Here is a 15816-nt window from a genome sequence, read left to right as displayed (position 1 = left end):
AATACTCTACTTTCGGACGGCACGTTGCGGTTGACACCTGGGGGGTCGATTTCGATCTTCTGAACAGCGCTGAACTTCTCCAATCGCATATGGTGGAGGCAGCCGAAGCTTGCGGAGCAACCGTTCTCTCGGTTCAAGCCAAACAATTCGAGCCGCAGGGCGCGACGGTTCTCGTTATGCTGTCGGAGAGCCATCTCTCCATTCACACGTATCCTGAGCGTGGTTTTGCCGCGATCGACTGCTACACTTGCGGCGAGACGGTCGATCCGCAGCTCGCGATCGACTACATGGTCAATGTACTCAAGCCGAAGAATACCTACGCCAAGAAGCTCATTCGCGGCGTCGGCGAGATGCAGGTCGAAGAGCCTGCGATCAAACAAGCCGAGCTGGTCTAAGCGTAGAAGAGCCTAAAGACGATGATGATGCATGTTAGCCATGGGGCCGCGTCCCCATGGCTTTTTAAATGCGATTGCGGCCGATAGGCCATGAAGAATAGAATGCGATAACGACGACGACAATAGGAAGTACCGGGTTCGACGGGATGTCGCAAAATATTCATCAAATCTTCAGGGCCGGCAAGCCCGGCTGTGCTATAATGTATGCTAGTTGGCGGGCGAGCCGGACGCGCTTGCTCCGCATGATCGGCATCCAGACCTCAGGAAAAGGCAGGTGAAGTCCCGTGCATCTCATAGTCGTCGGTTTGAACTACAAAACGGCACCGGTGGAAGTCCGGGAACGCTTCGCGATTCCGGACGAGGAGCTGCCGCAGGCGCTGGACGCGCTGAAGGCGACGACGGGCATTTTGGAATGCGTCATCGTCGCCACCTGCAACCGCACCGAGCTGTATGCGGTCGTCGATCGTCATACACTGTGCGGACATTATATCCGCGCCTTTATGGAGCAGTGGTTTAATTTGCCCCGCGAGATGTTCAACCGTCATCTTTATATGTACGAGGACGACCTGGCCAATCGGCATTTGTTCCGCGTCGCCTGCGGTCTCGATTCGATGGTCATCGGCGAGACGCAGATTCTCGGACAGGTCCGGGACGCCTTCTTCCTCGCGCGCGAACGCAAGGCGACGGGTACGCTGTTCAACCGCCTGTTCCAGCAGGCGATCACGGTCGCCAAGCGGGCGCACACCGAGACGTCGATCGGCGAAAGTGCCGTTTCCGTCAGCTATGCGGCCGTGGAGCTTGGCAAGCGGATTTTCGGACGGTTTGACGACAAGAAGGTCATGATCCTCGGCGCGGGCAAGATGAGCGAGCTGACCGCACAGCATTTGACCGCGGGCGGCGCCAAGGAAGTGTTCGTCGTCAACCGCACGCTGTCGCGCGCCGAAGAGCTCGCGGACAAGATGGGCGGCAGGGCGATGGCAATAGACGAGGCGCTGCGCCGGATCGACGAGGCAGACATCGTCATCAGCAGCACCGGGGCGCAGCGGTTCGTGCTTGAGCGGGATGTCGTCGCGCAGGCGATGAAGAGCCGCAAGAAGAGGCCGCTTTTCCTGATTGACATTGCCGTTCCTAGAGATATCGACCCTGCATGCGGAGAGCTGCCGGGCGTGTACTTGTACGACATTGACGATCTTGAAGGCATCGTCGAGAGCAACCTGGAGAAGCGCAAGCAGGAGACGGCTGCCATCGACGTCATGATCGACGCGGAGATGGAGTCCTATCGGCAGTGGTACGCGACGCTTGGCGTCAGCCCGCTCATCCGCGGACTCCAGGAGAAGGCCGCCGCGATCCACGAGGAGACGCTGGACAGCCTGCTCCGCAAGCTGCCCGAGCTGGACGAGCGGCAGGTCAAGGTCATCCGCAAGCTGACCAAGAGCATGCTGACGCAGATGATCCACGACCCGATCCTGCGGGTCAAGGAACTGGCGGCGGAGAAGCGCAGCGAAGCTTCGCTGGACCTTTTCGTGCAGCTGTTCGCGCTCGAGGAGGAAGTCGCTCGTCTCAAGAGCGAGGCGAAGGAAGCGGAGAAGGCGCGCGCAGCCGGCCTGGCCGCCGCTGCGGCGCCGGACAAGCAAGCCGCGGCGGCCGAGCCACAATCATTCCTGGCTCAGCTGGCAGGCGCGCTTCGCTGACCGGATCGCCGGCCTGGCCGGATTCGAGAGAAGCCGGAGGCGGTGCTGCATGTTAACGAACAATTGGCTGACGGACGCCATTATGTATATTTATGCCCTGAGTCTGCTGTTTTTCGTATCGGATGCCGCCTACGGCAACCGTAACGGGAGACGGATCGGCACAGGGCTGCTTGTTTTTGTCTGGGTGCTGCAGACCGGTTTTCTTGTCGACTTGCTCGTTCGCCGCTTCGCGGTTCCCGAGGTCACGCTGCACGACTATGTCTTTTTTGTCTCATGGTTGCTCGTCTCCGCGTCGTTCGCCGTCAACCGGATCGTCCGCGCAGAGCTGCTCGTGCTGCTCGTGAACGTCGTCGGCTTCGCGGTGCTCGGCCTGAATCTGATGGAGCGCCCCGGAGGGGAGATCACCTTGGCACCGTCGGAGGTGGCGAGACGGTTGCTCGTTCTCCATGTGACCCTGATCACGGTCGCTTTTGCGCTCCTAACCGTTTCCGCGGTATGCGGAGCCATGTATCTATTTCTCAATTACCGTCTGAAAAAGAAGAAATGGGGCAGCGTGATGAACCGCATGCCGAGCCTCGAAGCGATCGACAAGTATTCGTTCCGGTCCGGCCTGTTCGGCGTGCCGCTGCTGCTGCTGGCGCTGTCCACCGGCACGGCCGCTTTGCTCGTCGACGGTCACTATGGCAAGCTGCTGGACGAGAAAGTGCTTCTATCGTTCGTCGCAGGCGCCGTTTATATTTTCTATTTGATTCGCAGGTGGATCGGCAAGGACGACGCGGGACGCTGCGCCATATGGAATTTAGTCGGCTACGTTTTGCTTGTGCTGGATTTTTTCGCGAATTCGCTATCATCCTTTCATCGTTGGCTATAAAAAGGAGCATATGGCATGCAGCGATACTATCCGATCATGATATCCGTTGAGCATAGCCTGTGCCTCGTCGTTGGCGGCGGCGCCGTCGGCGAGCGCCGGACCGGCGGCTTGCTGGAGGCGGGAGCGGACGTCCTGCTCGTCTGCCCCGACATCGTCTCGGCGCGGCTGCGAGAGTGGAAGGAAGCGGGAGCGATCCGTCACTTGCCTAAGCCGTTTTCGCCGGACGATCTCGACGGCGCCCGCCTTGTGGTGGCGGCGACGGGGAACGACGAGTTGAACGGCTGGATTTGCGACGAGGCGAAGCGGCGCGGCATCCTTGCGAACTCCGCCTCCGAGGGCTCGCGGGGGAGCTTTATCGTGCCCGCCGTGGTTCGCAGAGGCGGCCTGCTGTTGACCGTCGGCACCTCGGGCGCCGGTCCGGCCTTGTCCGCGCGCATCGCGAGCGAGCTCAGAGCGCGATACGGTCCCGAATATGCCGAGCTGACAAAAAAGCTGGGCATTGTGCGGCGACGGGTGCTGGCTAACATCGACGAGCCGTCGGAAAGCCGCAGATTGTTGAAAGCGGCCGTCTCGGATCGCGCCACCCAGGCTTGGCTGTCGATGGCGGAGCTGCCCGAGGCGAAGGAGCTGATCGCCATGCTGCGCGGCTGGGCGGATGTCGAGGCGGCAGACTAGCCGGTCCGAACTTGGCCCAGCAGGCATCGTTTGGGACTGAGGCCGGAATGTGAGACAATAGGCAGTATATTGAGGTTGATAGCTGATTCGAATCGAATTACCGGGGAGTGTTGCGGCGAATGCGCAAGATCAAGGTTGGAACTAGACAAAGCGCGCTGGCGATGACGCAGAGCGGGCAGACGCTCGACGCGCTGAAGCGGCTGGCCGAAGAGGCCGGGCTGCCGCTCGAATTCGAGATCGTGCCGATCGTCACGCGAGGGGATCGAATATTGGACGTGACATTGTCCAAGGTCGGCGTCAAAGGCCTGTTCGTCAAAGAAATCGAAGAAGCGCTGCTCGGCGGCGAGAACGATATCGCGATCCACAGCATGAAGGATATGCCGTTCGAGCTGCCGGAGGGCCTCGTCATCGGATGCGTGCCGCCGCGCGAGGACCCGCGCGTCGCGCTCGTGAATTTGACCTCGAGCACGCTGTCCGACCTGCCGCCGGGCGCCAGGATCGGCACAAGCAGCCTTCGCCGCGCCGCGCAGCTGCAGTCACGCCGCCCCGATTTTCGGATCGAATCGCTCCGCGGCAATATCGACACCCGGCTTCGCAAGCTGGAGTCCGAAGGGCTGGACGCAATCGTTCTGGCCGCGGCCGGACTGAAGCGGATGGGGTGGAACGACCGCATCACCGCGTATATCGATCCGGAGGACTGCTTGCCCGCCGTCGGGCAAGGCGCGCTTGCCATCGAATGCCGGGCGTCCGACGAAGAAGTTCTCGCCTTGCTCGCGATGCTCAACGATACGGCCGCCGAGCGCGCAGTAGCGGCCGAGCGCACGTTTTTGGGATTGCTGAACGGCGGCTGCCAGGTGCCGATCGGCGCATACGCGATCGCCGAGTCGGCGGCGCCGGATGCCGTCGTCAAGATGACCGGCATGGTCGCGGCTGCCGACGGCAGACTCGTGCTTAAAGCGTCGGCTTCAGGGGGCGATCCGGCCGAGGTCGGCCGCCGCGTGGCGGAGGAGCTGCTGGGCAAGGGTGCGGACGCCTTGCTCGCGGAAGCGAGGGAATAGCGATGGCCCAGGGGAAAGTATATCTGGTAGGCGCCGGACCCGGAGATCCGAAGCTGATCACGGTACGCGGGTTGCGCGCGCTGCAGCGCTGCGACGTCGTCGTGTACGACCGCCTGGCCGGCCCCCAGTTGCTGCAGGAGACGCGGCCCGGCACCGAGCGTATCTACGTCGGCAAGCGCCCGGACCGGCATACGATGAAGCAGGAGGAGATCAATCGCCTGCTGTTGGATTTGGCGCTCGCCGGCAAAGTCGTCTGCCGGCTCAAGGGAGGCGACCCGACCGTGTTCGGGCGGGTGGGCGAAGAGGCGGAGCTGCTGCGTCAGCACGGCGTGCCCTACGAGATCGTCCCGGGCATTACGTCTGCGATCGCGGTGCCGGCCTATGCGGGCATCCCGGTGACGCACCGGGACCTCGCATCGTCCTTCTCGATCGTGACCGGACACGAGAGTCCGGACAAGCTCGACCGCATGATCCAGTGGGACAAAGTGACGAACGCCACCGGCACCCTCCTTTTTCTGATGGGCGTCTCCAAGATCGGTTATATTAGCGAACAGCTGATAAAATTCGGACGGCCCGCGGAAACGCCCGTGGCGCTTATCCGATGGGGCACGCGCGCGGAGCAGGAGACGCTGACAGGGACGCTCGGCGACATCGAGCAAAAGGTGCGCGAGGCGGACTTCCAGCCGCCGGCGGTCATCGTCGTCGGCGACGTCGTGCGGCAGCGCGAGACGCTCAGATGGATCGAGGCCAAGCCGCTGTTCGGCTGGCGCGTCCTCGTCACGCGCGCCCGCTCGCAGGCGAGCGAGCTGGCGGACCGGATCGACGACCTTGGCGGGGAGCCGTACGTTTTTCCGGTGATCGATACGGTCAAGCAGACGAATCCGGACGAAATCGAGCGGATCGCGGCGGCGCTGCGCGAGGCCGAGCGCTTCGATTGGGTTGTTCTGACGAGCGTTGCCGGCGTTGAATATTTATTTTCCTGGCTGGCCGAGATGCGGGTCGATATTCGCCGGTTTGCCGGGGCGCGCTTTGCCGCGGTCGGTCCGAAGACGGCCGAAGCGCTGGCGGCGCGCGGTATCGTCGCCGACGTGATCCCTTCCCAATTCCAGGCCGAAGGTTTGCTGGACAGCTTGGCAGACCAGCTGGAGTCAGGACAGCGCGCGCTGCTGCCCCGTGGCGATCTGGCCCGCGGCTTGCTGCCGGCCGAGCTCGCCAAGGCGGGCGTCGAAGCCGTGGAGCTCGACGTGTACGAAAACAGACTGGTCGTTCAAGAGGATGATAGAATCGTCGAGATGCTGCGGGCCGGCGAGATTCATGCGGTCACTTTTACGAGCTCGTCGACGGTCGTGAACCTGCTCGAAGCGTTGCGGCGGCTGGGGGCCGAACGTCCGGCCGAGCTTTTGGTCGGCTGCACGATCGCGTGCATCGGACCGATCACCGCGCGGACGGCCGAAGCGCACGGACTTCGCGTGACGTTGACGGCCGAGCAATCGACGATCGAAGGCCTGCTGGAGGCGATGCTGAAGCATCGCAGCGCCGGCAACGAAATTTCGTAAAGAAAGGTTCTGATTCGAATGAATACATCTATCGTGCGCCATCGCCGGCTTCGGCGGACGGCGGGCATCCGCAATCTGGTCCGGGAGACGCATCTGCACGTGCACGACCTGATCATGCCGATCTTCGTCGCTCATGGCGACAACGTCAAGACCGAGATCTCCTCGATGCCGGGCGTTTACAACCTGTCGCTCGACCGGTTGGACGAGGAGATTGCGGAGATCGTCTCCCTGGGCATCCAGGCCGTGCTGCTGTTCGGCATCCCGGCCTCCAAGGATAGCGTCGGTACAGGCGCGTATGCGGAAGACGGCATCGTGCAGCAGGCGACCCGCAGGATCAAAAAGCTGGCGCCCGACCTGGTCGTCGTCGCGGATACTTGCCTGTGCGAATTCACGGATCACGGGCATTGCGGCGTCGTGCACGAGGGGGACTGCGGCGCGGTCGTCGACAACGACGAATCGCTGGCGCTCTTGGTGCGCACGGCCGTGTCCCAGGCGCGCGCGGGCGCGGACATCATCGCGCCGTCCAACATGATGGACGGCTTCGTCGGCGCGATCCGGGAGGGGCTCGACGAGGCGGGGTTCGAGGACATTCCGATCATGTCCTACGCGGTCAAATATTCCTCCGCCTACTACGGCCCGTTCCGCGAGGCCGCCCAGTCGGCGCCGAAGTTCGGCGACCGCAAGACGTACCAGATGGATGCCGCGAACGCGCGCGAGGCGCTGAGAGAAGCGGATACGGACGTGCGCGAGGGCGCGGACATGCTGATGGTCAAGCCGGGACTCGCTTACCTGGACATCGTGCGCCTGCTGAAGGAGCGGTACGACCTGCCGCTCGTCGTGTACAACGTGAGCGCCGAATATTCGATGGTGAAGGCGGCGGCGATGCAAGGCTGGATCGACGAGCGCGCGATCGTGATGGAGACGCTGACGGGCATGAAGCGCGCCGGCGCGGACATGATCATTACGTACCATGCGAAGGATGCGGTGCGCTGGATGAGAGGCCTGTAAGGCGTAGATAGAGGGGCAGTCTAAGCGTTCATAACGGCGAGAAGTGCCGCTATCGTGCCCGGTGAGGCGGCCATAAGGAGAATAGCGGCAAGAAATGCCGCTATCGTGCCCGTTGAGCATTTGCCGCTCAGCCCCGCAGCTTGGTCAAGTTAAGCGTGTACTGGTTTAAGCCGAAGCTGAGCACGCCTTTGGCTTCAAGCTCCCGGAGCACCTCGGACAGGACCTGCTTGGACACGCCGGCCATTTGCGAGAGCTCGTCGTAGTTGAGCGCGAGGTGGATGTTGATGAAGATGCCGTCGCGTTTGCCGTGCTGGTTGGCGAGATTAATCAGATTTTTCAGCACGCGCGTGCGGTCATCCAGGAAGGTCAAGTCGTTCACATGCTCGTTCGTCTGCCGGAGCCGCCGGCTCAGCTCGGCGAGAATGCCCTTCGTAATATCGAAATGCGACTCCAGCAGGCGCATGAAGTCGTCGCTCGCGATCTCCAGCAGCAGCGACGTCTCGAGCGCACGGGCAGACGCGGAACGCGGCAGTCCGTCGAGAAGAGCCAGCTCGCCGAAGCTGCCGCCTTCCCCGACGACGGACAGCACCTTCTCTTCGCCTCCGGCGCTGCGCGTGAACAGCTTGACGGACCCGCTCAGCACGACGTAGAATACGTTGCCCGGATCCTTTTCCTGGAAAAGAATGCTGCCTGCGGACAAGCTCCGCCGTCTTGCGATGCGCGACACATGTTCCAATTGCGAATCGCTCAGTTTGTCGAACAACGATACCTTTTTAAGCCATTGAATCATTACGGAGCCTCCAATGCCGCGCATGATGATGATTCAGTTTACCATAGACTTTTTCATTCCAGATAGCAGAGGTGGACCAAAATGAGCGAAACGCGCCAAATCCGCTCGGACGCTAAGTCCAAAGCCGCATTCGAACGGGCCAAAAGATCTATTCCGGGCGGCGTCAACAGCCCCGTTCGCGCGTTCAAGTCGGTCGGCTTGACGCCGGTCGTCATCGAGCGCGGCCAGGGCAGCCGGATTACCGACATCGACGGTCAGTCCTATATCGATTACGTCTTGTCCTGGGGCCCCCTGATCGCGGGTCACGCCCATCCCGAAGTGGTGGAGGCGATCAAGCGGACCGCGGAAAAAGGGACGAGCTTCGGCGCCCCGACCGAGCTGGAGACGGAGATGGCGGAGCTGGTATGCGCCCGCGTGCCGTCGATCGAGGTCGTCCGCATGGCCAATTCGGGCACTGAGGCGACGATGTGCGCCATCCGGCTTGCGCGCGGCTACACGGGCCGAAGCCGGATTTTGAAGTTCGAAGGATCGTACCACGGCCATGCCGACAGCCTGCTCAACAAGGCGGGCTCCGGCGTCGCCACGCTCGGCTTGCCTGACAGCCCGGGCGTGCCGGAGAGCATCGCGTCCCACACGATCACGGTGCCATATAACGATCTTGCGACGGACAAGCTCGCATTCGAGCGGTACGGCGAGGAGATCGCCGCGGTCATCGTGGAGCCTGTCGCCGGCAATATGGGCGTCGTACCTCCGCTCCCCGGCTTTTTGCAGGGACTGAGGGACGTGACCAAGCAATACGACAGCTTGCTTATTTTCGACGAGGTCATGACGGGTTTCCGCGTTCACTTGAACTGCGCGCAAGGCCTCTACGGCATTACGCCTGATCTGACCTGCCTTGGCAAGGTCATCGGCGGCGGCCTGCCGGTCGGCGCATACGGCGGCCGGCGTGAGCTGATGGAGCGCATGGCGCCGGTAGGTCCGATCTATCAAGCCGGGACGCTGTCCGGCAACCCGCTCGCGATGGCGGCCGGGCTCGCCACGCTCAAGCTGCTCGATACGTCCGCCTACCAGCGACTGGAGCAGCTTGCCATGCGGCTACAGGCGGGGCTGGAAGCCAATGCGCACGAGTACGGCATCGCGATGACGATCAATCGCGTCGGCTCGATGGTTTGCCCTTTCCTCACGGACAAGCAGGTCATCAACTTCGAGACGGCGAAGCAGTCCAACACGGAGCGCTTCCGTACGCTGTTCGGCCGCATGCTCGATCAGGGCGTCAACCTGCCGCCTTCCCAATTCGAGGGTTGGTTCCTGTCCACCGCCCACAGCGAGGACGACATCGACGAGACGATCGCGGCACATCGTACGGCGCTCGGCAAGTTCTAAGCGGGACGCGGCACAAGTCCGTAGGCATGCCCACCTTTTTAAGGCATATAGATAGATAAGGAGTGAAGCCTGCCTCCGGGCGTTTTCCGGCAGCCGGGGATGCAGGGACTCTATGCCGAGAGGGGGAGACCTGTCGTGACGGAATCGTCGAACGGGTTGAGATTCGATATTTATGAACGGGTGCAGCTGGCAAGCGACGCCTTGCCGATCGACACGCTTGAAGAGATCGAGTTGTCGCCGCATATCGAAGCGCTGGAGCAGGAAGATAGCGTGCTGCTGCGCGGTTATTTGCTGCTGAGCGGCACCTACAGGCCGATTGGGGAAGCGGATTCGGCGGGCACGCTGGAGCACCGCATTCCGGTCGAGATCTCCTTGCCGCAGAGCCGCGTGCGCCAATTGGAGGAGCTGGACGTCGAGATCGATCATTTTGACGTCGATCTGCTCGCCGAACGCTCCTTGAACGTGACCGGCGTGCTGGGCTTGCGCGGCGTGCAGACCGAGGCGCGCGAGGCGCCCGTGTGGCACGAGGACGGCTTCACGGTCGCGCACGATGCGCCGGAGCGGGTATCCGCGCCCGGATCGGAGCGGCGCGACGAAGCCGATCCGTCCTTCGCGCTGCCGCCGCTTGGCGAATACGCGTTCCAGCCTGCGGAGGCGGTCGAAGCAAACGAGCCTTTCGCCGAAGCGGCCGAAGCGGAACGGACGAACGATTCGTTTGCCGGAGGCAGCCAGCCGCAGGCACCGGTCTATTCGCAGCCCGGACCGGTCTATTTGCCTCCTGCATGGACGGACCCGAACGCCGCCCAGGAAGCGGCCGTCTCGCCGGTCTGGTACGAGCAGCAGCGCGCTCGCGCGGAAGCCGAGGCGCGGTTGCGCGAAGAGACGCTTCAGCGGCAGCAAGAACTCGCCCAGGTCGCCGCCGAGGCGCTGGAGCGGCAGCTCGCCGAAGCGGCGAGGGCGGAGGCGGACCGGGCGGCTCGCGCCGCCGAGGAGGCGCGGGCCTTCGAGCTTGCGGAGCGCGAGAAAGCGGAGCGGGAGGCGCGCGACGCGCTTGAGCGGGCGGAGCGCGAGAGGCAGCTGGCGGAGGAGCGGGACAGGCGGGAGGAAGCCGAAGCGTGGGAGCGGCTGCTCGCCTACCAGCGCCTTGAGGAGGAGCCGGCCGAGTTCATCGCACCGGCCGGGACCGCGCCTGTCGAGACCACGCCTGCGGGGATCGCGCCGGCCGAGACCGCTTCTCCGCAGTCGGAGCTTCCAAGTTATCCGCTCGTATACGAGGCCAGCATTCCCGCGCCTTCCGCATGGCCGGGTCTCGAAAACGACGCGAAGACCCAGGACCAGACAGAAGCTGCCGATGCAGGCGAAGCCTCCCCGCACGAGCAGCGGCAGCCGGACCCGGCGGGACCGAAGCTGGGCTTGTCCGCCAAAGGGGCGGGCGGTGCCGAATCCGTATTCGGCGTCGGCATCCTGTCGCAGCTTGGCGACAAAGGCGCGATCCGCGAGGCCGGCCTGAAGGCGGCCGAAGAGGCAAGGTTAGCCGCGCCTCCCGAGAACGCACAGAACAGTCGCGCCTCGGGAGACGAGATCGAGTGGACGCGCCTGTTCCTTGCGAAGGAAGCCGGTCAGTCGTTCCGCAAGGTCAAGATGGTGATCGTGCAGCGGGAGGACACGCTCGACGGCATCGCGGGCAAGTATCAGCTGCAGTCCCGCGAGCTTCAGCTGTACAACCGGCTGCCCGACCCGCATCTGGCGGAAGGCCAGGTGCTGTATATCCCTTAGGCATCGTATCGATTCGCCCTGCGACAGCTAACTGCCGCAGGGCGTCTTTGCGTTGCAAGAGGGCGAGCGTGGGCTGCTGTCGCCGGCAGGTTGACTGCATGTAACCGTACGGGTATGATAGGGAAATAAGACATGGATAGGGACCAGTAAGCAGTCGTACCCTTCAGAGAGCGGAACCGCTGCCTCGCAGCGCTGCGAGGTTCCGCAGGAAGTAAGCTGCCGAAGTCGCCCTGGAGTTTCCCGTTCGAACCGAGCATGACGTAGAACGGGACGGCTGCAGCCGTTATCCTGCGTTCGAGAGCCGCATTTCGTCCGATCGGATGATGCGGAATGAAGGTGGTACCACGGAAGTTCAACCTTTCGTCCTTTGCGGCGGGAGGTTTTTGCTTTTTTTCGGGGTCTCGCCCCGGGCGCCCTTCCCCGCACAGAGCCGGCCCGGCAGGCAGCATGCGAGCCGCCGGCCGATCGCCAATCGTCTGATCCACGTCCCTGGAGGTTGTGAATTCAATGAGCGACATCAATCAAAACAAACCACTTGAGCTGCCCACCACGTACGACCCGACCGGCGCCGAGCAGAAATGGTACGACGCCTGGCTCGCAGGCGGTTATTTCAAGGCAGGCCTGCGTCCCGAGGCGCCCAAATACACGATCGTCATCCCGCCGCCGAACGTGACGGGCATGCAGCATAACGGCCATGCGCTCGACCTGACGCTGCAGGACATCCTGATCCGCTTCAAGCGTATGCAGGGCTTCGACGCGCTATGGGTGCCCGGCACCGACCACGCGGGCATCGCCACGCAGACGAAGGTCGAGAGCACGCTTCGCGAGGAAGGTCTGTCCCGCTACGATCTCGGCCGAGAGAAGTTCCTCGAGCGCGTCTGGGATTGGAAGGAGCAGTACGCCGGCTCGATCCGCAAGCAATGGTCCAAGATGGGCCTCAGCCTGGACTATTCCCGCGAGCGGTTCACGCTCGACGAAGGCTTGTCGAAGGCGGTTCGCGAGGTGTTTAAGCGCCTGTACGACAAGGGCCTGATCTACCGCGGCAAGCGCATTATCAACTGGGATCCGGCGGCCAAGACCGCGCTGTCGGACATTGAAGTCGAATACAAAGAAGTGAACGGGCATCTGTATCACCTGCAATATCCGCTCGCGGACGGCAGCGGCCACCTGACGGTCGCGACGACGCGTCCGGAGACGATGCTGGGCGATACGGCGGTAGCCGTTCATCCCGAGGACGAGCGCTACAAGCATCTCATCGGCAAAATGCTCCGACTTCCGATCATCGGCCGCGAGATTCCGATCGTGGGCGACGAGTATGTCGACAAAGACTTCGGCAGCGGCGCCGTCAAAATCACGCCGGCGCACGACCCGAACGACTTCGAGGTCGGCGCCCGCCACGAGCTGCCGCAGATCATCGTCATGGACGAGAGCGGCCGGATGAACGACCAGGCCGGTCCGTACGAAGGCATGGACCGCGCCGACTGCCGCAAAGCGATCGTCAAGGATCTGCAGGAGCAGGGCGTCCTGATCCGCATCGAGGACCACGTCCACCAGGTGGGCCATAGCGAGCGCAGCGGCGCCGTCGTCGAGCCTTACCTTTCGACGCAGTGGTTCGTCTCCATGAAGCCGCTCGCCGAAGCCGCGATTAACGCGCAGCGCTCGGGCAAGGGCGTCAACTTCGTGCCGGATCGCTTCGAGAAGATCTATTTGCACTGGATCGAGAACGTGCGCGACTGGTGCATCTCCCGCCAGCTCTGGTGGGGACACCGCATTCCGGCGTGGTACAAGGAAGGCACGGACGAGATCTACGTCGGCACGGAGGCGCCTGCAGGCGAAGGCTGGGTGCAGGACGAGGATGTGCTGGACACGTGGTTCAGCTCGGCGCTGTGGCCGTTCTCGACGCTCGGCTGGCCGGACAGTACCGAGGATCTGAAGCGTTACTATCCGACGGACGTGCTCGTTACCGGCTACGACATCATCTACTTCTGGGTCGCCCGGATGATTTTCACCGCGCTGGAGTTCACCGGAGAGTCGCCGTTCAAGGACGTGCTCATCCACGGTCTCGTGCGCGACGCCGAAGGGCGCAAGATGTCCAAGTCGCTCGGCAACGGCGTCGATCCGTTCGAGGTCATCGAGAAATACGGCGCGGACGCGATGCGCTACATGCTGTCCACGGGCAACACGCCGGGGCAGGACCTTCGCTTCCGCTGGGAGAAGGTCGAGCAGGCGCGCAACTTCGCCAACAAGATCTGGAACGCTTCGCGCTTTGCCTTGATGAATCTCGAAGGCTTCAAGGTTGAAGACATCGATCTGACCGGCAGCCTCTCTACGGCGGACCGCTGGATCCTGCACCGGTTCCACGAGACGGCGCGCGACGTCACCCGGCTTATGGAAACGTACGAGTTCGGCGAGACGGGACGTCTGCTGTACAATTTCATCTGGGACGATCTGTGCGACTGGTACATCGAGTTCGCCAAGCTCACGCTGTACGGCGAAGACGCGGCGGCGAAGGCGAGCACGCAATCGGTCATCGCCTATGTGCTGGATCGCACGCTGCGGCTGCTGCATCCGTTCATGCCTTATTTGTCGGAAGAGATCTGGCAGCATCTGCCTCACGAAGCGGGAGAGACGATCACGCTGGCGGCATGGCCGGCGTACGACGCCGCCTTCGAGGCGCCCGAGGCGGTCGCCGAGATGGGGCTGCTTATGGACGCGATCCGCGCGGTACGCAACGTGCGCGCCGAAGTCGGCGTGACGCCGGGCAAAAAGGTCGAACTGCTTGCCAAGCCGACGACCGAAGCGTCCGCGGGCATTCTGAAGCGCAACGAAGAGTACCTGCGCCGCTTCTGCAACACATCGAGCCTGACGCTGGACGCGGGTCTCGCGGCGCCGGAGAAGGCGATGACCGCCATCGTGACGGGCGTCGAGCTGTACCTGCCGATCGCCGGCCTGATCGATATCGGGCAGGAGATCGCGCGGCTGACCAAGGAGCTCGCTTCGCTGAACGCCGAGGTCGAACGCGTGGAGAAGAAGCTGGCGAACGAAGGGTATATCGCGAAGGCGCCTGCCCACGTCGTCGAGCAAGAGCGCGCTAAGGGCGAGGATTATCGCGACAAGCGCGACAAGGTGCTGGCCCGGATCGAAGAGCTTAAAAACTAATGGAGGCGAGACCAGGCATGACAACTTCGCAGGACGCGTCTTCTCAGAACGTTCATGACCTGACATCCGCCGGGGCAGGCACGCCGGTTGCCTTCCGCACCGCGGCCGAAGCGATCGGCTGGATCGCCGGTCTCGCGCCGGTCGTCGGCATCAAGCCGGGCCTCGAGCGGATGGAGCTGCTGCTGGAAAAGCTGAACTACCCGCAACGGCGGCTGCGTTTCATCCACGTAGCGGGCACGAACGGCAAAGGCTCCGTATGCGCCATGCTGGCCTCGGTGCTGCGGAAGAGCGGGTATGACGTAGGGTTGTTCACGTCCCCGTATCTCACTTCGTTCGCCGACCGCATCGATTACAACGGCGAGGCGATGCCCGAAGAAGCGATCGTTAATATCGCGAACCGGCTGAAGCCGCTCTCCGACGAGCTTGCGGATTCCGAATGGGGACCGCTGACGGCTTTCGAGCTGACGACAGCCATGGCGATTCTGTACTACGCGACCGTTACTTTTCCGGATTATGTCGTCTGGGAAACGGGGCTGGGCGGGCGTCTTGACGTGACGAACGTCGTTACGCCGGTCGTCAGCGTCATCACGAACGTCGGGCACGACCATATGGATCTGCTCGGGGATACGATCGAGCAGATCGCACGGGAAAAGGCCGGCATCGTTAAATCCGGCGTCCCGGTCGTATCGGCCGTCCTGCAGCCGGAAGCCGCCGCGATCGTCCGAGAGACCGCAGCCGCGCGCAAGGCGACGCTTTATCAGCTGGGCGAGCAGTTTTCCTACGAAAGCCGGGGCGCGCAGGAAGAAGAGCAATCCTTCGATTTCCGGAATTTGTTCCGGGCGCTCGAGGATGTGAGGATCGGCTTGGCCGGTCCCCACCAACAGACCAATGCCGCAGCCGCGATCATGGCGATCGACGTGCTTCGGACTTATTACGCGCTTATCGTCGACGAGGAGGACCTCAGGGAAGGTCTGCGCCGGGCGGCTTGGCCGGGCAGGCTTGAACTCGTCGGCGGCGAGCCTCGGATTCTGCTGGACGGCGCGCATAATCCCGAAGGCATGGCCGCGCTCGCTGAGGCGCTTCGGCAAGGCTATCCGCGCGATAAGCTCAACGTGCTGCTGGCGATGATGCCCAACAAGAATCATGAAGACGCCTTAAGGCATATACTACCAATGGTGAGTACGCTTGTCGTTACGGAACCGGACCATCATCGCAAGATGGGGGCTGAAGCGCTGGCGGATGTCGCCCGGCGTGCGGGGCGGGATGCGGGCGGCGCGGCAGCCGTCATTGTCGAACCGGATTGGCGCAAAGCGCTCGAAAAAATACAAAGCCTCGCGGCCGCCGAACCCGAGGAAAATACGTTGACGCTCGTGACGGGCACGCTCTATTTGATCGCGGATGTCCGTTCATGGCTGCTCGAACGCAAAACTTCTGAGAAAGGCTGGTGAAGCGTC

General features: G+C 62.8%; 12 protein-coding genes and 1 other annotated feature. Of the genes, 11 read left to right on the top strand and 1 reads right to left on the bottom strand.

The window, feature by feature from the left end:
• From speD to hemB, 7 genes are all read left to right on the top strand, one after another.
• On the top strand, positions 1–395 hold a 395-nt coding region (speD, locus tag KVT38_RS23645), incomplete at its 5' end, for an adenosylmethionine decarboxylase (protein ID WP_217596208.1).
• Between the two features lie 284 nt (positions 396–679).
• Positions 680–2086 (top strand): glutamyl-tRNA reductase, encoded by a 1407-nt coding sequence (hemA, locus tag KVT38_RS23640; RefSeq protein WP_217596207.1) that lies wholly within the window; start codon positions 680–682, stop codon positions 2084–2086.
• Between the two features lie 49 nt (positions 2087–2135).
• Entirely contained in the window at positions 2136–2957 is an 822-nt protein-coding gene (gene ccsA, locus KVT38_RS23635; protein WP_217596206.1) for a cytochrome c biogenesis protein CcsA, read from the top strand.
• A 15-nt stretch (positions 2958–2972) separates the two neighbouring features.
• Positions 2973–3632: a precorrin-2 dehydrogenase/sirohydrochlorin ferrochelatase family protein gene (locus KVT38_RS23630; RefSeq protein WP_217596205.1), complete on the top strand. Its 660-nt coding sequence runs from the start codon at positions 2973–2975 to the stop codon at positions 3630–3632.
• 119 nt (positions 3633–3751) lie between these two features.
• Positions 3752–4690: a hydroxymethylbilane synthase gene (gene hemC, locus KVT38_RS23625; protein WP_217596204.1), complete on the top strand. Its 939-nt coding sequence runs from the start codon at positions 3752–3754 to the stop codon at positions 4688–4690.
• 2 nt (positions 4691–4692) lie between these two features.
• Positions 4693–6246, top strand: coding sequence for a uroporphyrinogen-III C-methyltransferase (cobA, locus tag KVT38_RS23620; RefSeq protein ID WP_217596203.1), 1554 nt, complete (start codon positions 4693–4695; stop codon positions 6244–6246).
• An 18-nt stretch (positions 6247–6264) separates the two neighbouring features.
• The gene (gene hemB / locus KVT38_RS23615; RefSeq protein WP_217596202.1) at positions 6265–7254 is read left to right on the top strand and encodes a porphobilinogen synthase; all 990 of its coding nucleotides are present in this window, start codon (positions 6265–6267) and stop codon (positions 7252–7254) included.
• 127 nt (positions 7255–7381) lie between these two features.
• Here the strand turns inward: hemB and KVT38_RS23610 are convergent, their stop codons facing one another.
• A complete protein-coding gene (locus KVT38_RS23610; RefSeq protein WP_217596201.1) occupies positions 7382–8044 on the bottom strand; it encodes a Crp/Fnr family transcriptional regulator in 663 nt (220 codons plus the stop codon).
• A gap of 81 nt (positions 8045–8125) precedes the next feature.
• Between KVT38_RS23610 and hemL the strand changes: the two genes are divergently transcribed.
• The 4 genes from hemL to KVT38_RS23590 all read left to right on the top strand — a co-directional run bounded on the left by hemL (position 8126) and on the right by KVT38_RS23590 (position 15810).
• Positions 8126–9427 carry a glutamate-1-semialdehyde 2,1-aminomutase gene (gene hemL / locus KVT38_RS23605; RefSeq protein ID WP_217596200.1) on the top strand — a complete coding sequence of 434 codons (1302 nt, stop codon included), beginning with the start codon at positions 8126–8128 and terminating at the stop codon, positions 9425–9427.
• 135 nt (positions 9428–9562) lie between these two features.
• Entirely contained in the window at positions 9563–11203 is a 1641-nt protein-coding gene (locus tag KVT38_RS35435; protein ID WP_217596199.1) for a LysM peptidoglycan-binding domain-containing protein, read from the top strand.
• Positions 11204–11327: 124 nt separating this feature from the next.
• Positions 11328–11574 (top strand) — a binding site (T-box leader).
• 136 nt (positions 11575–11710) lie between these two features.
• Complete coding sequence (locus KVT38_RS23595; protein ID WP_217596198.1) at positions 11711–14362, top strand: valine--tRNA ligase; 2652 nt, start codon at positions 11711–11713, stop codon at positions 14360–14362.
• Between the two features lie 17 nt (positions 14363–14379).
• Positions 14380–15810, top strand: coding sequence for a bifunctional folylpolyglutamate synthase/dihydrofolate synthase (locus KVT38_RS23590; RefSeq protein WP_217596197.1), 1431 nt, complete (start codon positions 14380–14382; stop codon positions 15808–15810).
• Positions 15811–15816: the final 6 nt, after the last annotated feature.

The sequence above is a fragment of the Cohnella sp. GbtcB17 genome (assembly GCF_019091135.1).
In the GTDB taxonomy this organism is placed as follows: domain Bacteria; phylum Bacillota; class Bacilli; order Paenibacillales; family Paenibacillaceae; genus Cohnella.
The sequence above is the reverse complement of the archived record's forward strand: the minus strand, read 5'-3'. Positions and strand labels throughout refer to the sequence as shown.

Excerpts from the sequence above, each read along its gene's own strand:
- ccsA (WP_217596206.1), top strand. The coding sequence starts at position 2,136 with ATGTTAACGAACAATTGGCTGACGGACGCCATTATGTATATTTATGCC.
- KVT38_RS23630 (WP_217596205.1), top strand. The coding sequence starts at position 2,973 with ATGCAGCGATACTATCCGATCATGATATCCGTTGAGCATAGCCTGTGC.
- hemC (WP_217596204.1), top strand. The coding sequence starts at position 3,752 with ATGCGCAAGATCAAGGTTGGAACTAGACAAAGCGCGCTGGCGATGACG.
- cobA (WP_217596203.1), top strand. The coding sequence starts at position 4,693 with ATGGCCCAGGGGAAAGTATATCTGGTAGGCGCCGGACCCGGAGATCCG.
- hemB (WP_217596202.1), top strand. The coding sequence starts at position 6,265 with ATGAATACATCTATCGTGCGCCATCGCCGGCTTCGGCGGACGGCGGGC.
- KVT38_RS23610 (WP_217596201.1), bottom strand. The coding sequence starts at position 8,044 with ATGATTCAATGGCTTAAAAAGGTATCGTTGTTCGACAAACTGAGCGAT.
- hemL (WP_217596200.1), top strand. The coding sequence starts at position 8,126 with ATGAGCGAAACGCGCCAAATCCGCTCGGACGCTAAGTCCAAAGCCGCA.
- KVT38_RS23595 (WP_217596198.1), top strand. The coding sequence starts at position 11,711 with ATGAGCGACATCAATCAAAACAAACCACTTGAGCTGCCCACCACGTAC.
- KVT38_RS23590 (WP_217596197.1), top strand. The coding sequence starts at position 14,380 with ATGACAACTTCGCAGGACGCGTCTTCTCAGAACGTTCATGACCTGACA.